This window comes from Paraburkholderia panacisoli, assembly GCF_008369935.1.
GTDB lineage: Bacteria > Pseudomonadota > Gammaproteobacteria > Burkholderiales > Burkholderiaceae > Paraburkholderia > Paraburkholderia panacisoli.
The window spans coordinates 31,981-51,618 of the sequence record NZ_VTUZ01000013.1; the positions used below are offsets into that span (position 1 = coordinate 31,981).

Genomic DNA, 19,638 nt, shown 5'->3' on the forward strand with positions numbered 1-19,638 from the left:
TTTACTGGACGAGGCCGAGTTCCTTGAGCAGCGGCGGCAGGGTGTTGCGCCACGGACGCGCCCGCTCAAATGCCGCCGACGCGCGCAGCACCAGCTGATCATCGAGATGGCGGCCAACGATCTGTAGCCCGATCGGCAGCCCGTCGTTCGTAAAGCCTGCCGGCACGGATGCCGCCGGCTGGCCGGTGAGGTTGATCGGATAGGTGAACGAGAGCCACTGTGTCGGCGCGACCATGCGTCCGTCGGTTTTCTCGGGTCCCTGACAGTGAACCGGGAACGGCGGGACCGTCAGCGTCGGCGTGAGCAGCAGGTCATAGTCCGTCATAAAGCGCCACATCTTGTTCACGACGCTCTTGCGGGTCACCATCGCGTTGGTGAAGTCCTCCGCGGTCCACGGATGATTCAGGAACGCGACCAGATGCGGCGACATCTCTTTGCCCCACTGCGCCGCCATCGCGCGCATGCCTTTGAGATCGGTGTCCATCGCGACGATTGCCCAGAACGCGTCGAAGGGATCGCTCCACCCGGGATGCGCGATCTCGACGTTGCAGCCCAGATCACGCTCGAACACGCGCACGGCATCATCGACGACGCGGCGCACCTGCGGGTCGACCGCCGCGTAGCCCCAGTCCGGGCTGTACGCAACACGCAGCCCTTTCAGGTCGCCGTCGAGCGCGTTGAGCCAGTCGAAACCAGCCGCCGGCAGCGAATGGCGGTCGCGCGAATCAGGGCCGGCGATCACGGACAGCATCAGCGCGCTGTCTGCAACTGTTCGACTCATCGGACCGATATGCTCGAGGCTCTCCCAGCTCGACACACCCGGGTAGCGTTCATCGCGGCAGCCAGGATAGAGCGGCACGCGTCCCATTGACGGCTTGATGCCGTAAATTCCTGAGTGCGCCGCCGGAATGCGGATCGATCCGCCGCCGTCGCTGCCAATGGCAAACGGAACCTCTCCGCTTGCCACCGCCGCGCCGGAACCCGCGCTGGAGCCGCCTGGCGTCATGTCCAGATTCCACGGGTTTCGGGTGGTTTCGAAAACCGGGTTGTGGCCAACACCGCTGTATCCGAATTCCGGCACATTGGTCTTTCCAACGATAATTGCGTCAGCCCGTTTTAGACGCTCGACAACGACGTCGTCTTCGTCAGGCACAAAATCCTTGTATGCGGGCGAGCCGGAAGCGGTCCTGATGCCTGCCGTGGAAACGAGATCCTTGATGCCGACGGGTACGCCCGCCAATGAACCGACGTCGTTGCCGCGCAGAATGCGCGTTTCCACTTCGCGTGCCTGCTCCCGCGCCGCTTGCGACGTAATCGTGCAGAAAGCGTGGATCGACGGCTCTAGTGCTTCTATCCGCGCCAGGTGTGCCTCGACCACTTCAACAGGCGAAAGCTCCTTGCTGCGAATGGCCCTCGCGAGGGCGACCGCGTCCATGCCGCAAATCTGTTGCTTGACATCCATGCTCATCTCCTGATCCGGTTTCTTTTGGGGGATGTGCTAACTATCGGGCGATCTTGTGAACGAGTCTGCACTGTCAATTGAACAGGCTATGGCGGTTTGTTAAAATTTGTGAACAGAAGCGCGAAACCGCTACAGGCAAGGCCGCTACAGGGAAGGTGGGGGCGGTCCAGGCGCGAACGAACAGTGGCGCACTTCCGGATCGACGAGCGAAGAATTCGCGAGGAACACATGCAGCCGAGCCGAACTCCCCAGCGCATTGCCGTGGTCGACGACGACCCGTCGATTCGCGAAACACTTGAAGGCTTTCTGGAGGCGGAGGGCTACGAAATCTGTTGCGCGGCCGACGCCGACGAACTGGACCGCATGATCCGCGTCCGTCCCGTGGATCTTGTGCTGCTGGACATCCGGCTGCCGGGGCGCGATGGCCTGTCGTTGACACGCGATCTGCGCGAGAAGTCCGAGATGGGCATCATTCTGATCACGGGCCGCAACGACAAGGTCGATCGCATTCTCGGGCTCGAATACGGCGCGGACGATTACATCGCAAAACCGATCGACGAACGTGAACTGTTGCCGCGCGTGCGCAACCTGCTGCGGCGTGTGGAGCACAGCCGCAGCGTCAATGCGCCCTCGACGCTGTCGTTCGGTCAGTTCCGGCTCGACACGCGCGGCCGCAGCCTGACCGGTCCGTCGGGCGAAAGCGTGCCCCTCACGACCGCGGAGTTTGATCTTCTTCTGGTATTCGTCAGGAACGCAGGCCAGGCGATGTCGCGGGAGCGGCTGATCTCGGCGATCAAGCGGCGCCGCTTCGAGTCAATGGACCGAACGGTCGACACGCTTGTGCGTCGTTTGCGTCGCAAGATCGAGGCGGATCCCGACAACCCGCAGCTCATCAAAACCGTTCACGGCACCGGGTATCTGTTCTCGGGCCAGGCCGCCGCAGACGACAACAGGACGCGCACCCAGCGCTCCACGTCGCGGTAAATGGTGACGACAGTCAGCGCAGCATCCGAGACCTCCAGCGCGCTTCCTGTTCGGGCGATCTGCTCGAGGTCCGCAGCGGCATCCGCAAGCTGATGAAACCCGACGTTCGATGCGGCGCCCGCCAGGCGATGCGCGTTTTCGGCGACGATTTCGAGGCTCGCCCGGGCGCAGCCGTTCGCGATTCCTTCGAGCGCATCGCTGGCGGTTTGCGCGAACGCCGCGACGATGCGCAGGGTGCGATCTTGTCCCAGCTTCTGGCGCAACCGTTCAATGCGCTCCGGTTCCTCGACCACACCAGATTGCGCCGGCAGCGCCGCCTGTCTCAATGCCGATCGCAGCGTTTCCACCTCGACCGGCTTTTCGATGATCCCGTCGATGCCACGCAGCAAATAGAGTGGTCTGTCCGTGGGCAGCGGATTCGCGGTTAGCCCGAGTATCGGGCCTGTGTGACGATGCGGCTCGTGACTCGACCGGATCGCGGCAGTGGTGGCGAGCCCGTCCATCACCGGCATGCGGATATCCATCAACACGAGATCGAAATGCTGCGTCTTGAGGATATCCAGCGCTTCCTGCCCTGAGCCGGCCGACATCACATCGCACCCTTCGGCGCGTAGCAATTCGCTCACGACGTCGCGATTCAGCGCCACGTCATCGACAACCAGCACGCGCGATGCTGGCGGGTTCTGCGGCGCGCTTTCTTCACGCTCCGCCAATGCGAACGACAAACGAACCGCGAAGGTCGAGCCTTGCCCGACCTCGCTGCGTACCAAAATCGAGCCGCCCATTGCTTCAACGAGCCCCTTGCTGATCGCAAGGCCGAGACCGGTTCCTTCGAAGCGCTTTTCGTGTCCGGTTTCCGCCTGCGAAAACGGCCGGAAGAGCCGTGGGATGACATCGGGTGCGATGCCGATTCCCGTATCGGTCACTTCGATGACGATCTCGATCGAATCGTCGCCGCGCGCCGCGACATCCGTCTTGACCTCGATATCTCCAGACTCGGTGAACTTGATGCCGTTGCTGACAAGGTTGATGATGATCTGCTGCAAGCGCGCGGGGTCGCCGAATACGGCTGACGGCAACGGCGCGAGCGCGCTCACGCGAACCATTAGCCCTTTTTCCGCGGCGGCGGCACTCGCCAGCGTGGCGGCCCCCGTGATCACTTCACGCAAATCGAAGCGGCGACGGTCTAGCCGGATGTGCCGGACTTCGAGCAATGCAAGATCGACGATGTCGTTGATGATCACGGCCAGCGTTTTGCCCGCCTGAATCATGCGGCGCACGATCTGCGCAGCACCGTCGGGAAGCTCATAGCGAACGAGCAGTTGCGCGAGTCCGAGCACTCCGTTGACGGGTGTTCGCAGCTCATGGCTTATCATCGCAAGCGATTCGGATTTCATCCGCTCGAGCGCCTCGGCCGCGTTCTTCGCTTTGACGAGCGCGCTCTCGGCTTCGTGCCTCACCGTGACGTCCGCTACACTTGCGATGATCATCCGCTTCGAGCGAACCACCAATGACTGCCGCGAGACCAGCAGGTGACGCACCGCACCGGCGCCGGCGCCGGTTTCGAATTCGCTGGTTTCGATCGCGCCGCCAGTTTCCTGTTGAGAAATCAGCCAGGCGAAGAGTTGTGCCTCCCGCCGCAAGGCTTCCCGCAGTCTGCCGAGTGAGCGCGGTGGGTCGTCCACAAAGAGATCAAGAGCCTGGCGGTTGGCGAATTCGATCTGCCCTTGTGCATCAACCAGCAGAAGCGGAATTGGCGACGCGTCGAGCAAGCGGTGTACGGAGTAGTCGCTCAACCGGCTCTCGCGCACGAGCAGCAGCAGACACCCCAGGAAGAACACGCCGGCAACGTCCATCGCAATGCGGCCGAACAGGCCAGCCGCCAGCGCGGAAAGCGGCGCGGACGTCATGACGGCGACCTTGCTGCCACGAAGCGACGCGAACAGTGCTCCGTTGCGGATGACGAACCGACCTTTGGTGTCTTCGTTCTGCGCCTCTGCCAGAGGACGGCAGGCGGGATTATCCGCGCAGTCCGATGGGAGCGGAACCGCGATCGTCTTCTGCCCCGGCCACGCGGCAATGCCTGCGAGCCGGTTGGTCGAATGGCGTGCGCTGTCATCGATGAGCGCTACACCGTCCGACGTATTGGAACGGGCTTCGGCAGAGGCGAACTGGATCGCAAGACGTGCCTCATGCAAGCGAAGATTGTCGAGCGCGTCTTTGCGTGCCTGGAAAAGCAGGAACGCAAGCGAGGAAATCAGGACGATGACCACAATGCCGGTTCTCGCCTCGGCCGGAGGACGCGGGGTGACCGTTCTCTTTCGGGTGCCGAACATATGTGTCAGTCGAGCGCTTCCGCCCCGGCAGAGTCCGCGCCGAGATCTGCGCCCAGACGATGCGAAGCGATACCGGACAAAACGAGATACAGGCAGCCGGCTGCGGGCGCGCTAATCAAAGGCGTGACTACGCCGGGGATCAGCCGGTGACAAAGAAACGCCACCATCATGCCTGCCCCAGTCGCAAATAGCGCGGCCAGGTTCACCGGCGCCACCCTGGTGCGCGAAAAGCCCACGCGCACCCTCAGGACGTAGTAGTCCGCGACGATCACACCGCCGATTGGCGATGCAATGGCTGTAAGTAGCAGCGTCCAGCTGGACACGTCGCCGACGCTGTCGGTAATGGCCAGAAAAATGCCGAGAAGCGTGGTGGCGCCCGCGACTCCCATCCACGGCAGTGTCGGAAATGCGCTTTTGAACGTCACGCCGGCGTTGGTCAGGCATGCATCGCAGGTGGTCCAATTGGAAACGATGACGAGCACCAGCAGTAGCCACGACAGCGCATTGCCTGCAGTAAACAGGTCGTTCACTCTGATGCCTGACGCCGCGACCAGCACACCGATGATCAGGAACGGCAGGTTCGCCAGCAGAAAGCCGAACGCGGTCGCCTGTACCGCTTCATTTCCGGTGCGGCAGAAACGCACGATGTCACCGGTCATCGTACCGCTCACGACGAAGGTGCCGAAGGCAATGCACACGCCCGTGCCGAACGGCAGCGTTCCTCCGATCGGACCGTCCAGCAGCACAGCCCATTTAGGTACGAGTTGATGAGCAAAGACGATTGCGGCGAACAGCGTCATCGCGGGGATCGCGATCGCCGTCATGTTGAAGCCGTGGCTGATGCGGACGATGACCGGCATCGCGAACAGAACGCCTATGACGCAAATTGCGAGTGTCGAATCGCCCGGCAGATGCAGTACGGCGGCCAGGATTAAGGCCGTCACCGCAACGTGAAAGGCGAACCAGCCTGTGACGAGTGACCCGAGCAACGTGCCCGGGATCACGGCGCCCCATCGGCCGAAGACTCCTTCAAGTACGAGTTGCGAACTCAAGCCCCAGCGGCCAGCAGCGAAACCGATCGCCGCCGAATAGATGAAGAGGATCCAGTTGCCGAGGGTCGCGGCAAACAGTGCGTCGAGCGTGCCTAACGAGGCCTGAAGATGACTGCCGACGATGATGGAGGCAAACGCGGACGAGAAGCCGGACCACGCGAACGCGGGGAAGATGAGCCCGCGACGTCGTGGTAGTGGGATTGGCCTGGTTCCGCTGCCGTCGTTTGCTTCGCGGAGGAGGTTCATGGATGCTAGTCAACCTGCAATATCGGGGAGAGATTTACATGTCAGATAGTCTCACAGCCGTGGGGTGCCGGCCTGCCGGTTTGAACCCCGGCCGCAACACGCTACAACATGGCAGAGCGTCGTGCCGGATGCTTCGATATGCGCCCTATTCAAATGTGAGGGACTTCCCCAACCTGAGGCGACGTTGAGGTCGGACGGCATCGAGTGCCAGGATTGAGGTGTCAGCCATCAATCTGAACAGGAGGGGAAGTCATGGTCCAGCTTACTACCGTCGGAATCGACCTGGCAAAGGATGTGTTCGCGATCTGCGTGCTCGATGCCACTGGCGCTGTGCTGCAGCGGCGTGTGCTGCGACGCGATGCGTTCATGCGATGGGCCGAGCAACTGCCTCGGTGCCGCGTCGCGATGGAGGCCTGCGGCTCCTCCCATCACTGGGGCCGCTGGTTTGCTGCGCTTGGTCACACGGCCCGGCTTATTCCAGCCGAGTTCGTCAAGCCGTTCAGACCGGATGGCAAGAATGATGCAGCCGATGCTGAGGCCATCAGCGTTGCGGCGCGGCAGCCGACGATGCGTTTTGTGGCGATCAAATCCGTCGAGCAGCAGGCGATTCTGGCGTGGCATAGCGTGCGTAATGGCTGGCAGGAGGAACGTACCGCGTTGCTGAACCGGACCCGCGGGTTGCTGGCTGAATTCGGCGTGGTGATCGCACGCTCTGCGGACCGCTTTATCAGCGCGTTGCCAATCCTGATCGAAGACGCCAGGCTGCATGACCCGGTGAGTGCGATGCTGCTGGAGGTGCGGGAACAACTGGCGGCGCTGAACCTGCGGCTTGCACGCTGCGACCAGCAGATTGCCACTCACGCCAGAAGCAGTGACGTTGCAAGACGCGCCGGCGAACTGCTCGGCGTCGGTCCGGTGACATCCAGTGCCCTGGCTGCGACCGTTCCCGACGCGAAGGTCTTCCGCAATGGCCGGCAGTTCGGCGCCTGGCTTGGCCTGACCCCGCGCCAGCACAGCTCAGGTGGCAGGACGCGGCTCGGACATTTCAACCTGCGCGGCAATGTCTATCTGCGCACGCTGCTGGTTCAGGGCGCCCGAAGTACGTTGCAGGCGGCTTGCGTGCGTGGGGTCGGCACGCAGCGCCGACTGCAACGATGGATCAGGCAACTCCATGAACGCAAGGGCTATCACAAGACGTTGATTGCGATTGCAAACATGCACGCCCGGATGCTGTGGGCGATGCTCGCCAGGGACGAACACTACGATGCCGACGCCTGGCAACGCCACCCCATGCATCCGCCGTTACCGCCCGCTACCACCTGACCTGATCTCCACAATGCTCAACTACTGCTCGACGCGATAGCAAGACGAGGTCGGACCGAACAGGAGAAGAACCCGACGATTCTGTTGGCGAGTCGTTACCGCATGAGGCTTACTTACTGACGCCTGTTCGCCGGTTTTCAAATAGGGTTCTCCTGGGCGACTCATATCATGGCCCGCCCGATACGTCTCGGGCAACAAGGCCGTTTGCAAAGACGCAGTCTGTTGCTGGTATTGCTTCGACGTCACAGCAGCAGCCGACTTGAGGAAAATGAAATGACTACGCCAACCGGCCCACCCGCATGCGCGCGTCGAATGTCTGCAAGCGTCGAAAAAAAATCGAACCCCGATCTTGACTCTCGGGGGGAGTCCTTGCAAATTGAATCCGCAAGTTGCATTGGTGAGCAACGCAATTCGAAGAGCTCAGCAGCGGGGAGCAAAGCTGATCGTTCGATTCTCGTAAAAGCGAAAACGCCGAGGTGGCCGCTTCCAGGCTTTCGCTCAAGCCTGGATCCGATGAGGCGATGTGCTGTGGGCGGTTGAAGGCGTTGTCATCCCGGGGGCGCATTAGCCCCGAAATCAAATGACAATGGCGAAGTAGAGGCTCGCCAACCATGAGATTGACCCGCAAAAACGGACATCTATCCTTTGGAGAAGGAGGTGCCGATTATGGGCAAGCATCGTACCCCGTACCCGGCGGAATTTCGGGCGCAAATGGTCGAGCTGGTGAAGGCCGGACGCAGGCCGGAGGAACTGGAAAAGGAGTTCGAGCCGACTGCACAGACCATCTACAACTGGGTGGCGCAGGCTGATCGCGACACAGGCGTGCGGCATGACGGTCTGACCACAGCTGAACGGCAGGAGCTTACACGGTTGCGTCGTGAAGTCCGGCAACTGAAGATGGAGCGCGACATCCTCTCTCACGCGGCAGCCTGGTTCGCGAGGGAGACGGGATCCATTCCACCGAAGGGCGGTACGGATTCATGAAAGCGAACCGGGCCCGCTGGCCCATTGCGATGATGGCACGGCTGCTCGGCGTCTCGACGAGCGGCTATTACACGTGGCTGGTGCGAGAGCCCGCGATGCGCACGCGTAGCGATGCGCAACTGCTCGCGCGCATCCGCACGCTACATGCGAGCTCGCGCGGCACATACGGGGCACCGCGTATCCATGCGCAGCTCGCGCGTGAAGGCGTACACGTGGGACGCAAGCGGGTGGCGCGCCTCATGCGTATGGCGGGTCTGTGCGGGGCAAGCCGGCGGCGCTGGCCGCGCACCACACGGCCACGCGCAGGCGCCCGGCGTGCGCCGGATCTGGTGCGTCGGCACTTCAGTGCCGACGCGACAAACGTGCTGTGGGTCGCAGATGCGACCTATGTACCCACGGGCGAAGGATTCCTCTATCTGGCGGTTGTGCTGGACGTATTCAGCCGTCGCGTCGTCGGCTGGGCGATGTCAAACCATCTGTACACCGAACTGATGTTACGGGCGCTGGACATGGCGTTGCAGCAGCGACGCCATGACGGTGTGATTCTACATTCCGATCAGGGCTGTCAATACACCTCCATTGCCTTTGGGCGGCGCTGCCGCGAAGCCGGCGTGCAACCGTCGATGGGGACCGCCGGCGACGCCTATGACAACGCGATGTGCGAGTCGTTCTTCGGCACACTCGAAGCCGAACTGCTCTGTCGCGAACACTTCGCGACGCACGAACAGGCACGGCGGCGTCTCTTCTCGTTTCTGGAATTGGGTAGCCCCGTGCCCTTGCGGACACGGAGCCCCCGAAGAACCGTACGTGCGAGTTTCCCCGCATACGGCTCGAGCACCGCGTTAAGCGTCGCACTGACGCCGGCCTTGCCGGAATCGCACAGGGCCTTCGCAAACCCTCGCGTCGTCGGTCTGCCTGATCACTCAGGTGAAGGGCGCTGAACCGGCTCGCGCCGGCCACTCTCAAGCTGCCTTTCATGAGACCTCAGGTGCGCGTCTGCGACAGCTGCACCATACGGAAGTCAGCACCCTTTCAGGTCGGGGCAAATTTTGAACCCCTATCCGGGCGATTACAGTCCGGCATTCGCTTTTTCCGCGTTCTCTTACCCGCTCCCCCAACAGCTTGCCTCACGGCTCGCCTGCCACAGGTCCAGCTTCAGACCGATGGCGGAGAATCGGGCTTACCACGTTCCCGTTCCTGCCGACCCAGATGCAAGTTGAACTTCTCCTTGCAGCGGGTCTGTCCGTTTAGCGCCCGTCTTTTCCCCGGCAGCGTCGCGACGACGTGCTCCTACAACCCAAAGGAGCATCCAGCTGCGTGCCTTTTGGCTCGGGCCTGTAAGCCGCTTCGGCCCGTTGTTGTTTACGAGGTTTATCAACGGTTCACATCTGTTGCGCATGCGGAACTTGCCTGGCCTCCACGCCGCATTGCGGCTTGCAGCGTCGTCACTCACTGTCGCCAGTGATGACGTCTTTCGACGAGACGTTGTCCCTGGAGCTTCGCACCTGACCGTTACCAGTCACGCACGTCCAGGTAGACAACTGCCGGTCGTACGGCAGGTCACGGCACGGCAAGCCGCGCGTGACAAGACAGAAACAGACTTTGCCATCCACTACATTGCCGATTTGCGTCCGGCGGACGGCGACACGTGTCGCACGAGCTGGTACAACATACGCCGCCTCCACAGCAGCATCGGCTACTGTTCGCCGCTCGAGTTCGAAAACCTGCATGCGCAAGACCAAAGCTTATCGTCGCGCGGGTTGTCCACCGCCGGGCAGCGTCATGGTCGTGACAGGCGACCCGCCGCCCGGCCGTGGACAACCCGCGATTTGATCTTATCGGGAGGTGCCACGCCGCATTAAACTCAACTGCAGATCTATCCGTCGAACCGGGTCAACCTCACCAATTGCTTCAACGTGTTTGGGGGTGCCCAAGGTAAAGGCAGAGTTCGGCCAGCAAACGACCTTCGCGGACAACAGGGTTCAGACATTCAGGTGTCCGTTGCGCCCTGGCTTCAGCCAATCATTGCGCATCGCTCAGCGTCAAGTCGAGACGCCTGGGAGGGCGAGCTCCGTCACGCAGATCGGGAGCCACCCGATGGGTAACTGGCAAGCAATGCAGAACAGCGCTCACGCAGGAAGGCATGCAACTCGTTAATCGCCGGCGTCAGTTGCGCACGGTGAGCACAAATCAAGTGCAGCGGCGCAGGCTCGCAATACTCTGGTGGAAATAACTCCACCAGTCGCCCTGCCTTCAAATCGTCGATGAGGTCCAGTCGCGACTTGTAGACAAGGCCTTCCCCGGCTATCGCCCAGCGACGAACTGCATCGGCATCGTCGCTGATGCGATTGCCTGTGACTGCCACGGTGCGCTCGCCGCCAGGCGGGGTAAAGCGCCAGCGTTCATGTATCTGCTCGCTCCAGACGTACCGAAGGCAGTTGTGTCGCCGCAGGTCGTCAACTTTAGCCGGTGCGCCATGCCGTTCGATGTACGCAGGCGCGGCGCACAATGCGCGTCGGTTGTTGTCAACCAGTTTCATGGCCAGTAGGGATGAATCTGGCAGCGCTCCGTAGCGCACGACTGCATCCAGCGGCTGGCGGATCAGGTCGGCCGCACGGTCGCTCATTTTCACGTGCAGCGACAAACCAGGGTGCCGGTGCTGGAATTCATCCAGCCAGGGCAACAGCAGGTTTCGACCAAAGTCAGACGGAGCGGACAGCCGCAGCGGGCCGGACAGCGCCCCCCGGCCGTTTGCCAGGGCCTGCTCGCCCTGCTCGAGCGCACCAATCATGATCCGCGCATGCGGCAGGTAACGCTCCCCGGCCTCTGATAGTTGCATGCTTCGCGTGGACCGCGTGAACAGGCGCGTGTCCAGTGCCTTTTCGAGCCGTTGCACTGATGCACTCGCATGTGCAGGCGCGATATTCAGCTGGCGCGCCGCCTCCGAGAAGCTGCCGTAGTCCACCGCGTGCACGAAGATCTGAACGTCATCGAGTCGAATCATTTTCATTGAAATGCAGAAAGTGTTTGGGCGCTGCGGGTATTTATACGCATCTCGACGAAAGATAACATGGCCTCAAACACCCTTGGAGACCACGTGTATGAAAGCCATTGGCTTCTATCAGAACCATTCCATCAGCCACCCGCAGGCGCTGCAGGACATCGAGCTGCCGACGCCGGAACTGCGCGACCACGATCTGCTGGTGGAAGTGAAAGCGGTGTCGGTCAACCCGGTCGATACCAAAATCCGGCGCGGCGGCGATATTCCAGAAGGGGGGGCGCGCATCGCCGGCTGGGACGCGGCGGGAATCGTCCGCGCAACCGGAGCGTTGGCCTCGCGTTTCAAGCCAGGCGACCGTGTCTGGTACGCCGGTGACATCAAGCGGCCCGGCTGCAACAGCGAGCTGCACGCCGTGGACGAACGCATCGTCGGACCTATGCCGACATCACTGGACTTCGCAGAGGCCGCTTCGTTGCCGCTGACGGCGATCACCGCGTGGGAACTGCTGTTCGACCGTCTGCGTGTTCAGGCAGTGGACCCGACCGACAACAACGTGCTGCTCGTAATCGGAGCGGCGGGCGGCGTCGGCTCGATTCTGACCCAACTGGCACGCGAGCTGACTGGTATGACCGTCATCGGCACGGCCTCGCGGCCGGAAACCCGCGAGTGGGTGCTGGCTCATGGCGCGCATTACGTCCTCGATCACCATCAGCCTTGGGCATCCCAGTTGGCCGCGCTCGGCATCGAGCACGTCACCCACGTTGCCGGGCTGAACAACAGCGCCGCCTATGTGCCTCAAATCGCCGCCGTGCTGCGCCCGGAGGGCCAGTTCGCGCTCATCGACGACCCGGTGGGTCTGGACATCGGTCCGTTCAAGGGGAAATCCATCTCGATTCACTGGGAGCTGATGTTCACCCGCGCGATGTTCACCACCGACACCCTCGCACGGCAACACGCCTTGCTGCGCCGCGCCGCGGAGTTGGTCGATCTGGGCCGCCTCAAGCACACTCTGACCCGACGCATTGACGGCATCAACGCCGCAGGTCTGATCGAGGCGCATGCGCTGGTCGAGGCGGGCAACATGATCGGCAAGGTCGTCGTTGCCAATCGCTGAACCCTTCTAACAACGAGCATCAACATGACATCGCAAATCATCAGCACGACAACGATCAGCCTGGAAGCCGCGCAAGCATTGCTGGCAGAAGCGCGCCGCGCCTGCGCCGCGCGCGGGTTCGCCGCGACAATCGCCGTTACCGATGCAGGAGGCCATCTGCGCGCTTTCGAGCGCTCCGATTCCGTCCCGTTCCTGACTGTTGACGTAGCCATCGACAAGGCATGGACCGCCGCGTCGTTCGGCATGGCCACGCACCAATGGAATCAGTACATGACCGAGCCCGCCGTTGCGCCGCTGGCGCACCATCCGCGGCTGACGCCGGTCGGCGGTGGCGTACCGATCTTCCACGAAGGGCGTCTGGTGGGGGGCATCGGTGTTTCTGGCGGAACATCGGTTCAAGACCATGAGGCCGCTGAGGAGGCGCTGCGTCACGCAGGGTTCATGCAGTAAGCTTGGGCTGCTAGCGGGATCTGTGGCAGCCGCACTCACTGCAATGACTCCGATTCACGCCAGCGCTTTTTTCCGCAGTTTCCGATCAAGGTGAGAAAGCACTGGTCGTCACCCGCGCATATCGCCGTGTTGAGCTGTGCTTACCGTCAATCGACGAACGTCCACAAAGCCCGAACTGTTGCTCGTGACGGGCCGGCCCGAATGGCCGGTCCACTTTGATAATTGCCGTTGGAGCTGTGGCGGCTCGAGCGGCCGCTGTGGGTCCGATTGTCGCCCTTCAGGCCAAGGCAACCCACACCAGGTCAGGGTTCGGCTAATAACTCTGGGTGCCGCTAACTTCAGTCGCCGACCCGATATCCAAACCTAAGTTAGCCGTCGTTGCCCACACTCATGACGCCCGCCCGCCGGAGCGCGAATTTCGAATCTTACTGTGGGAGTTGCAAGACCACCAGTGCCGTCTAGCTATGTGCTCGAAAGCATTGGGTACGTTGATTCGCGCGTCGGGGCATCCATAGAGGCGTGGCGGCGCTTGCCAGCGGGGTCACGACTCACCCGTTTTACTCCAACACATCGAAAGACCTGGACGGGAGAGTTGTCCGTAAAGAGGCTCCGCCGGCTCGCCTAAGTCAATCGGACCTAAACACAGCCAGCGGAGTCAATCACGACTCTTACCGAGCTGCAACGATGTTCGTATCTCAGTACGCACACGCGTTTGTTGGTTGGCTCATCGGTTTCCAGTTGGTGCAGGAAAGCGGTCCAGGGATGCCTGACAAAAACGCCGCCCCCCGCCGGGGGTACGGCGCATGTCGAACGGTCCTGAAGAAACGACCGTCAGGCGCTTTTTTCCCCAGCGGCCGGAAACGGCAAGCTGTGAAGCCGTTTGCCAGTGGCCGCGAAAACCGCGTTCGCGACCGCCGGCCCGACCGGCGCGACACCCGGCTCGCCGACGCCGGTCGGTGCTTCGCCCGACTGCACGATATGCACCTCGACCTTGGGCATCTCGGCAATTCGCAGCACCTGGTAGCCGTCGAAGTTGTTCTGCTCGACCTTGCCGTCCTTCAACGTGATCGCGCTGTGCAACGCCGCGCCGAGACCGAAGCCGATGCCGCCTTCCATTTGTGCGGCGATGACGTCGGGATTGATCGGCGTGCCGCAGTCCACCGCACAGACGACGCGTTCCACTTTCACGTTACCGTCCTTGTCGACGGAGACTTCCGCGACCTGCGCGACGAACGTCTTGAACGCCTCGGCCACCGCGATGCCGCGCCCGCGGCCTTTCGGCAACGGTTTGGCCGGATCCCAGCCCGCTTTCTCCGCGGCGAGTTCGAGCACGGCCCGCATGCGCGGTTCGTGGACGAGCAGGTCGCGACGGAAGATGAACGGGTCCTTGCCCGCGGCCTGTGCGGCTTCGTCGATGAACGCCTCGACCGCGAATGCCGTGTGCGAACTGCCGACTACCCGCCACCACAACACGGGCACGCCGGTCTGCGTGGTCGTCAGTTCGACTGAGATGTTCGGAATCGCGTAGGCCACGTTAGCGGCTCCCTCGACGGACGTCCCGTCGATCCCGTTCTTGACCATCACGCTTGCGAACGGCGTGCCGGCAAGGATCGACTGACCGACAATGCGATGGCGCCAGCCGACGAGCTTGCCGTCGGCGGTCAGACCCGCGTCGAGCTTGTGGAAGTACATCGGGCGGTAGAGGCCGCCGTGGATGTCGTCCTCGCGGGTCCACTGCAGCTTGACCGGCGTGCCGTTCGCACCTAGCGCCTTCGCGACCGACACGGCCTCGACGATATAGTCCGACCGCGTGTTCGCGCGCCGCCCGAAGCTGCCGCCCGCATACAGCGTGTGGATCTTTACCTGCTGCGGATCGAGCCCCGCCGTGTGTGCGGCGTTGCCCTGGTCGACCGTCTGGAACTGATCGCCTGCCCATATTTCGCAACTGTCGGCGGTGAGCTTGACAACCGCGTCGAGCGGTTCCATCGGCGCGTGGGCGAGATACGGGAACGCATAGGTGGCGGAGATTTTCTTCGCCGCGCCCGCGAGCGCCTGTGTCGCATCACCGTCTTTTCGGGCGGATGCGCCGGGCTGCTCGGCGAGCTGCCGGTATTCGGCCATGATCGCGTCCGAGCTGCGCTTTTCGGCCTTCGAATCGTCCCATTCGACCTTCAGCGCATCGCGGCCCTGCTTCGCCGCCCAGAAGCCCTTCGCGACCACAGCAACGCCGCCCGGCACCTGCACGACCGAGACGACGCCCGGCACCGCTTTCGCGGCCGACGCATCGAACGACTTGACCGTCGCACCGAAGAGCGGCGGACGCTGCAGCAGTGCGACCAGCATGCCGGGAAACGTCACGTCGAGCGTGAACTGCGCTGTGCCGTCGGTTTTCGGTGGCACGTCGACGCGCGGCAGCTGATGGCCGATCAAACGAAAATCCTTCGGCGACTTGAGGGTGACCTTGTCCGGCACCGGCAAGCGGGCTGCGGCCGACGCGAGCGAGCCGTAGGTCGCGGTCCGATTCGTGGCCGCGTGATGAACGCTGCCGTCGCGCGTTGTCAGCTCGGTCGCGGGCAACTGCCAGTGCGCAGCGGCGGCGGAGACCAACATCGCGCGTGCTTTCGCGCCGGCTTCGCGCAATTGCATCCACGAGTTGGCCATCGCCGAACTGCCGCCCGTGCCCTGGATCGTGCCGAAGGCGAGATTCGCGTAGCGCTTCGCGTCGGCTGGCGCGCTTTCGACACGTACCTCATGCCAGTTCGCATCCAGCTCTTCGGCGACGATTGTCGCGATGCCGGTGTACGCGCCTTGGCCCATCTCGACGTGCTTGGCGATAACCGTGACACTGTTGTCGGGCGCGACGCGTAGGAATGCATTGGGTGCGAACGTCGCCTCGGGCATCGTGGCAGCGAGCGCGCGGCGGCCCGTGCCCGCCCATTCGAAGCCGATGGTGAGACCGACTGCCGCGACGGCGCCGGCTGCTTTCAGAAAGGTCCGGCGGGATGGGCGTACCGCACCTGTGAGATCGAGATCGGTCGTCATGGTCAGGCCTTCAGGGTGGCAGCGGCTTCGTGGATAGCCGCGCGAATCCGGGTGTAGGTCGCACAGCGGCAGAGATTGCCGTTCATCGCGGCGTCGATGTCGGCGTCGGTGGGCGTGGCGTTATGTTCGAGCAAGGCTGTCGCGGACATGATCTGTCCGGACTGACAGTAGCCGCACTGCGGGACCTGCAGCTTGACCCATGCGACCTGAATGGCTTTGGCGGGCCGGCTTTCGATGCCTTCGATGGTCGTGATGCGCTTGCCCGCGACGGCGGCGAGCGGCAGCACGCACGAACGGGTGGCTTCGCCTTCCAGATGAACCGTGCAGGCGCCACATTGCGCCATGCCGCAGCCGAACTTCGTGCCGTGCAAGCCCGCGTTCTCGCGGATTGCCCAGAGGAGAGGCGTAGTGGGATCGGCATCGAGCGTAACGTTCTTGCCGTTGAGGACAAACGATGTAGACATGGAACCTCTCTGTGGGGAAAGCCCGAACTCGGCGCCGGGTGTACGCGGCAGTGTGACCGACCGCCTGCCATTGCGCTTACACAATCCTGCAAAATTATTGAACAATGCTGCAAATCGAGCAGGCCGGCCGTGGCTGCCCGATAGCGGTTAGGTATGCTCGATTCCGTCAACGGAGTTCAATGCACATGAAACAGAATTCTTCCTGGTTCGATCCTTCGGCGTCGCGAGAAACGGCACGCCGCGAACTCGCCGCGCTCATCAGCCGCTTCGCGCCAGTGGACGGCGCGCATCAGACGGCAATTCCCTCGCTGACCTTCTACCGATACTCTGCGCCCGCCGATCTCGGCTGCGGAGTGACGAGCTCCGCGTTCGTGTTCGCGGCACAAGGCGCCAAGCGGGTCGTGGTAGCGGGGCAGGCTTACGACTACGATCATCTGCATTGCCTCGTGACTTCCGTCGATTTGCCGATGACGTCGCAGGTTACGCGAGCGTCGCCCGACGCGCCTTATCTCTGCGTGAAGCTCACGCTTGATTCGCAGCGCATCGTCGAACTGGCGACGCAGGTGCATCTGCCGGAACCGGGTGCCGTGTCGGCGGGAGAAGGCATCGCCGTAGGCTCGCTGTCGGCACCGGTTTTCGATGCAGCGCTGCGGCTCGTGCGATTGCTCGATACTCCGGGTGACATTCCAGTACTCGCGCCGCTCATCGAGAAGGAATTGCTCTACCGGCTGATGACAAGCGAGCAGGGGAAGCGACTGCGACACATCGCTGTGAACGGGAGCCAGACGTACCGGATCGCGCGGGCGATCGAGTGGATCCAGAATCACTACACCGAGCTTTTGCGGGTGGAGATGCTGGCGCAGGAGGTGAACATGAGCGTGTCGTCGCTCCATCATCACTTCAAGAACGTCACGACGCTGAGTCCGCTGCAGTATCAGAAGCAACTGCGGCTGCACGAGGCTCGGAAACTCTTACTCGGACAGAACGGGGATGTCGGGTCGGTGGCGATCAGGGTCGGGTATGACAGCCCTTCCCAGTTCAGCCGTGAATATAGCCGGCTGTTTGGGGCGCCTCCACTTCGCGATGTGGTGCAGCTAAGGCGCCGGAACGTGAAGGGGTTTGGAGAGTAGGGCTGGCGACAGTCAGACCCGGGATTTTATAGAGTCAAAGCGAATTTACCCCAATAGCGCACGTATACACCCCCGTCGCAAACAGCCATGGTTTATGGTTCCCGAAGGCGTTCCTACTTTTGAGGGGCGAGTCGGCGAGCCAGGGGAGCTATTTCGCTACGGAGTGAAAAGAGAGTCGACGCGCAGCCATGAGCGCAGCATTGACCGTGTCGCCGACGATTGGGCCGCTGGGATACGACCGAGGGACCCGTGTCCCTTGATCCATTCGCTGTTGGGCCCAGTTCGTTTAAGACACTATGACTTTCCGTGAGGCAGAGGCTGGCCCGCCGTGAGGTTCGAGCTAAGTATGCAAATCGCACGAGGCGGCACGCGGGCCAACTACGGACATTGACTTATGCTTTCACTGGGACGTTCTGACGTCGGCTACGCCCAGAAAGCGGGACCTTAGTTCGCCGATCGTTCGGGCCGCTTCCTCGGTGCTTCGACACGCTTGCGGTCAGGCACGGCGTCGCTGTTCACTAGCCGCAGACCGTCGGCATTGGAAGCCGGGAGATCACGTGCCATGTCACCGCGTTGCGCCAAAAGAAGAGCTTCAAACGACTTCGCATTGCTTGGGCCCACCTTGAAAAGGCGCACTGCACAAGATATTCGGTGGTTACGCTGTGAATAGCGTGATCAGAAAGATTGCGAATCGATAGCCTGGAACGATGAGGCCAGCCGCCAGCGCTGTAGCTACCGCCTTAATGAGCCGTGGGATCCCGTGAGAGCCGAAGACGGGTTTCAAAGCAAGAAACACATAGCCGCCACAGAGGCCAAGATTGATGATCGAAAGAAGGTTGTCGACGACGGGTGAATCGAGTCCGAGGCCGCCTAGACGGATCTCGATGGCTGCGACGGCCAGCGCGAGCGAGAACAGCAACAGCAAGAACGCATAGAGATGGAGTGAGAAATAGACAAAGGTGACAAAAGGCTTGCGCGCGCGGAGGAAGGCCATCCGCAACAACAGAGTGAACGGAACCACCATGAGAATGATGAGTGACTTGGCATTGAGCACCGCCGCACGGTCGAAAGTGGGCGTGTACTGAGGCAGGTCCGTTTGTAGTTTCGCGACGCGTTCGGCCACCAGCGACCGCGTGAGCGGACTCCAATCCTGATGATAAAGATGGGACTCCAGAGTCGAGCCGAAGACCTGGGTGTCGGTCAGCGACTGCATTGCGAAGAAGAACGCGTTTGCGATGAGAAACAGTTGGAACGGCGGGACATAAGGCATGCGCTTTCCATTCAGATGCGCGACCGTCAGCTCGCCTGGATGACGTAGCAACACCCAGAACGTGCGAAGCAGGCGCCCGTCGATGCTCGTCGACGCGTGCAGGACCTTTGCTCCGATCCCGCGCAGCGTAAGGTCGTGAGGCCGAACTGGGCTCTCGCCGCACATCGGGCAGAAAGGCGTGGCGACGTGATTTGCACACGTTGGACATATCCAGGGTTCGGTCGCAGACATGATTTCCTCCGTTGGACCGCTCATACACACGGACTGTTAGAGTCGATTCTGAGCCCCGCGGTCATATCATCTACGCAACGCTGCGCATATCACCAAAAGACAATGCGATGGATCATCTGCCACGTGGCTTCGACTACAGCGGTAGGGCGCATGAAACCCGTTTCGACGAATCTCACCCGTCAAAGGGGCGCCACGGGTTCTGTGTTATCGAAGCAGTTTGCGCCTTTCGAGACACCCGCGCCGTTTTGTGACGCGCTCCAGAACGAGACGACGAACGGCTCCGCCGAAGGCCGGCGTGCGGTGCACAAATGCGCGGAAAGGAGTGACTCTTCTGCCCGGAAACCTGCCGTCTGCCTGATAAGGCGTCCACCGGCTCAAAGGGGTCGATTAGAGAAATTTGAGCATCGCCGCGATCTGTTGCATGGGATGGGCGGGGTCAGCGACGATACGGTCAAGGCGATCCTGGCCGACAACCGTTGCCCGCGCGAAGCAGTGTGGCTGGAAACCGAGCAGCGCGGATAACGGCGACGTTGGGGACCGCGTGCAACG

The 19,638-nt window shown here is 62.1% G+C and carries 13 protein-coding genes and 1 pseudogene; 7 read left to right on the forward strand and 7 right to left on the reverse strand.

Features of this window, described 5'->3' with window-relative positions; all coding sequences use genetic code 11:
* Position 1: 1 nt before the first annotated feature.
* Positions 2-1,462: an amidase gene (locus FVF58_RS20335; protein ID WP_149671667.1), complete on the reverse strand. Its 1,461-nt coding sequence runs from the start codon at positions 1,460-1,462 to the stop codon at positions 2-4.
* 228 nt (positions 1,463-1,690) lie between these two features.
* Here FVF58_RS20335 and FVF58_RS20340 point away from each other — a divergent pair, with 228 nt between their 5' ends.
* Positions 1,691-2,446: a response regulator transcription factor gene (locus FVF58_RS20340; protein ID WP_149671668.1), complete on the forward strand. Its 756-nt coding sequence runs from the start codon at positions 1,691-1,693 to the stop codon at positions 2,444-2,446.
* On the opposite strand, the gene FVF58_RS20345 is transcribed toward FVF58_RS20340, so the two are convergent.
* Entirely contained in the window at positions 2,365-4,782 is a 2,418-nt protein-coding gene (locus tag FVF58_RS20345) for a hybrid sensor histidine kinase/response regulator (RefSeq protein WP_246217129.1), read from the reverse strand. The two genes, FVF58_RS20340 and FVF58_RS20345, sit on opposite strands and share 82 nt — an antisense overlap.
* A 5-nt stretch (positions 4,783-4,787) precedes the next feature.
* A complete protein-coding gene (locus tag FVF58_RS20350; RefSeq protein ID WP_149671669.1) occupies positions 4,788-6,080 on the reverse strand; it encodes a purine-cytosine permease family protein in 1,293 nt (430 codons plus the stop codon).
* A 252-nt stretch (positions 6,081-6,332) separates the two neighbouring features.
* On the opposite strand from FVF58_RS20350, the gene FVF58_RS20355 reads away from it, so the two are divergent.
* Both FVF58_RS20355 and FVF58_RS54780 read left to right on the forward strand, forming a co-directional pair.
* Positions 6,333-7,403, forward strand: a complete 1,071-nt coding sequence (locus FVF58_RS20355) for an IS110 family RNA-guided transposase (RefSeq protein ID WP_149671670.1) — start codon at positions 6,333-6,335, stop codon at positions 7,401-7,403.
* A gap of 666 nt (positions 7,404-8,069) precedes the next feature.
* Positions 8,070-9,178 (forward strand): annotated as a pseudogene (locus tag FVF58_RS54780) (IS3 family transposase); the annotation flags it as partial.
* A 1,283-nt stretch (positions 9,179-10,461) separates the two neighbouring features.
* Here the strand turns inward: FVF58_RS54780 and FVF58_RS20370 are convergent.
* On the reverse strand, positions 10,462-11,391 hold the full coding sequence (locus FVF58_RS20370; protein ID WP_149671673.1) for a LysR family transcriptional regulator: 930 nt from the start codon (positions 11,389-11,391) through the stop codon (positions 10,462-10,464).
* A 97-nt stretch (positions 11,392-11,488) separates the two neighbouring features.
* Here FVF58_RS20370 and FVF58_RS20375 point away from each other — a divergent pair, with 97 nt between their 5' ends.
* Both FVF58_RS20375 and FVF58_RS20380 read left to right on the forward strand, forming a co-directional pair.
* Positions 11,489-12,502, forward strand: a complete 1,014-nt coding sequence (locus FVF58_RS20375; RefSeq protein ID WP_149671674.1) for a zinc-binding alcohol dehydrogenase family protein — start codon at positions 11,489-11,491, stop codon at positions 12,500-12,502.
* 24 nt (positions 12,503-12,526) lie between these two features.
* Positions 12,527-12,952, forward strand: coding sequence for a GlcG/HbpS family heme-binding protein (locus FVF58_RS20380; protein WP_149671675.1), 426 nt, complete (start codon positions 12,527-12,529; stop codon positions 12,950-12,952).
* An 831-nt stretch (positions 12,953-13,783) separates the two neighbouring features.
* On the opposite strand, the gene FVF58_RS20385 is transcribed toward FVF58_RS20380, so the two are convergent.
* The gene (locus tag FVF58_RS20385; RefSeq protein WP_149671676.1) at positions 13,784-15,994 is read right to left on the reverse strand and encodes a xanthine dehydrogenase family protein molybdopterin-binding subunit; all 2,211 of its coding nucleotides are present in this window, start codon (positions 15,992-15,994) and stop codon (positions 13,784-13,786) included.
* A gap of 2 nt (positions 15,995-15,996) precedes the next feature.
* Positions 15,997-16,458 carry a (2Fe-2S)-binding protein gene (locus tag FVF58_RS20390; protein ID WP_149671677.1) on the reverse strand — a complete coding sequence of 154 codons (462 nt, stop codon included), beginning with the start codon at positions 16,456-16,458 and terminating at the stop codon, positions 15,997-15,999.
* Between the two features lie 185 nt (positions 16,459-16,643).
* Here FVF58_RS20390 and FVF58_RS20395 point away from each other — a divergent pair, with 185 nt between their 5' ends.
* Positions 16,644-17,588, forward strand: a complete 945-nt coding sequence (locus FVF58_RS20395; protein WP_149671678.1) for an AraC family transcriptional regulator — start codon at positions 16,644-16,646, stop codon at positions 17,586-17,588.
* Between the two features lie 655 nt (positions 17,589-18,243).
* Here the strand turns inward: FVF58_RS20395 and FVF58_RS20400 are convergent.
* Positions 18,244-19,089 carry a DUF3667 domain-containing protein gene (locus FVF58_RS20400; RefSeq protein WP_149671679.1) on the reverse strand — a complete coding sequence of 282 codons (846 nt, stop codon included), beginning with the start codon at positions 19,087-19,089 and terminating at the stop codon, positions 18,244-18,246.
* Positions 19,090-19,239: 150 nt separating this feature from the next.
* Between FVF58_RS20400 and FVF58_RS20405 the strand changes: the two genes are divergently transcribed.
* On the forward strand, positions 19,240-19,611 hold the full coding sequence (locus FVF58_RS20405) for a hypothetical protein (protein ID WP_149671680.1): 372 nt from the start codon (positions 19,240-19,242) through the stop codon (positions 19,609-19,611).
* Positions 19,612-19,638 lie beyond the last annotated feature (27 nt).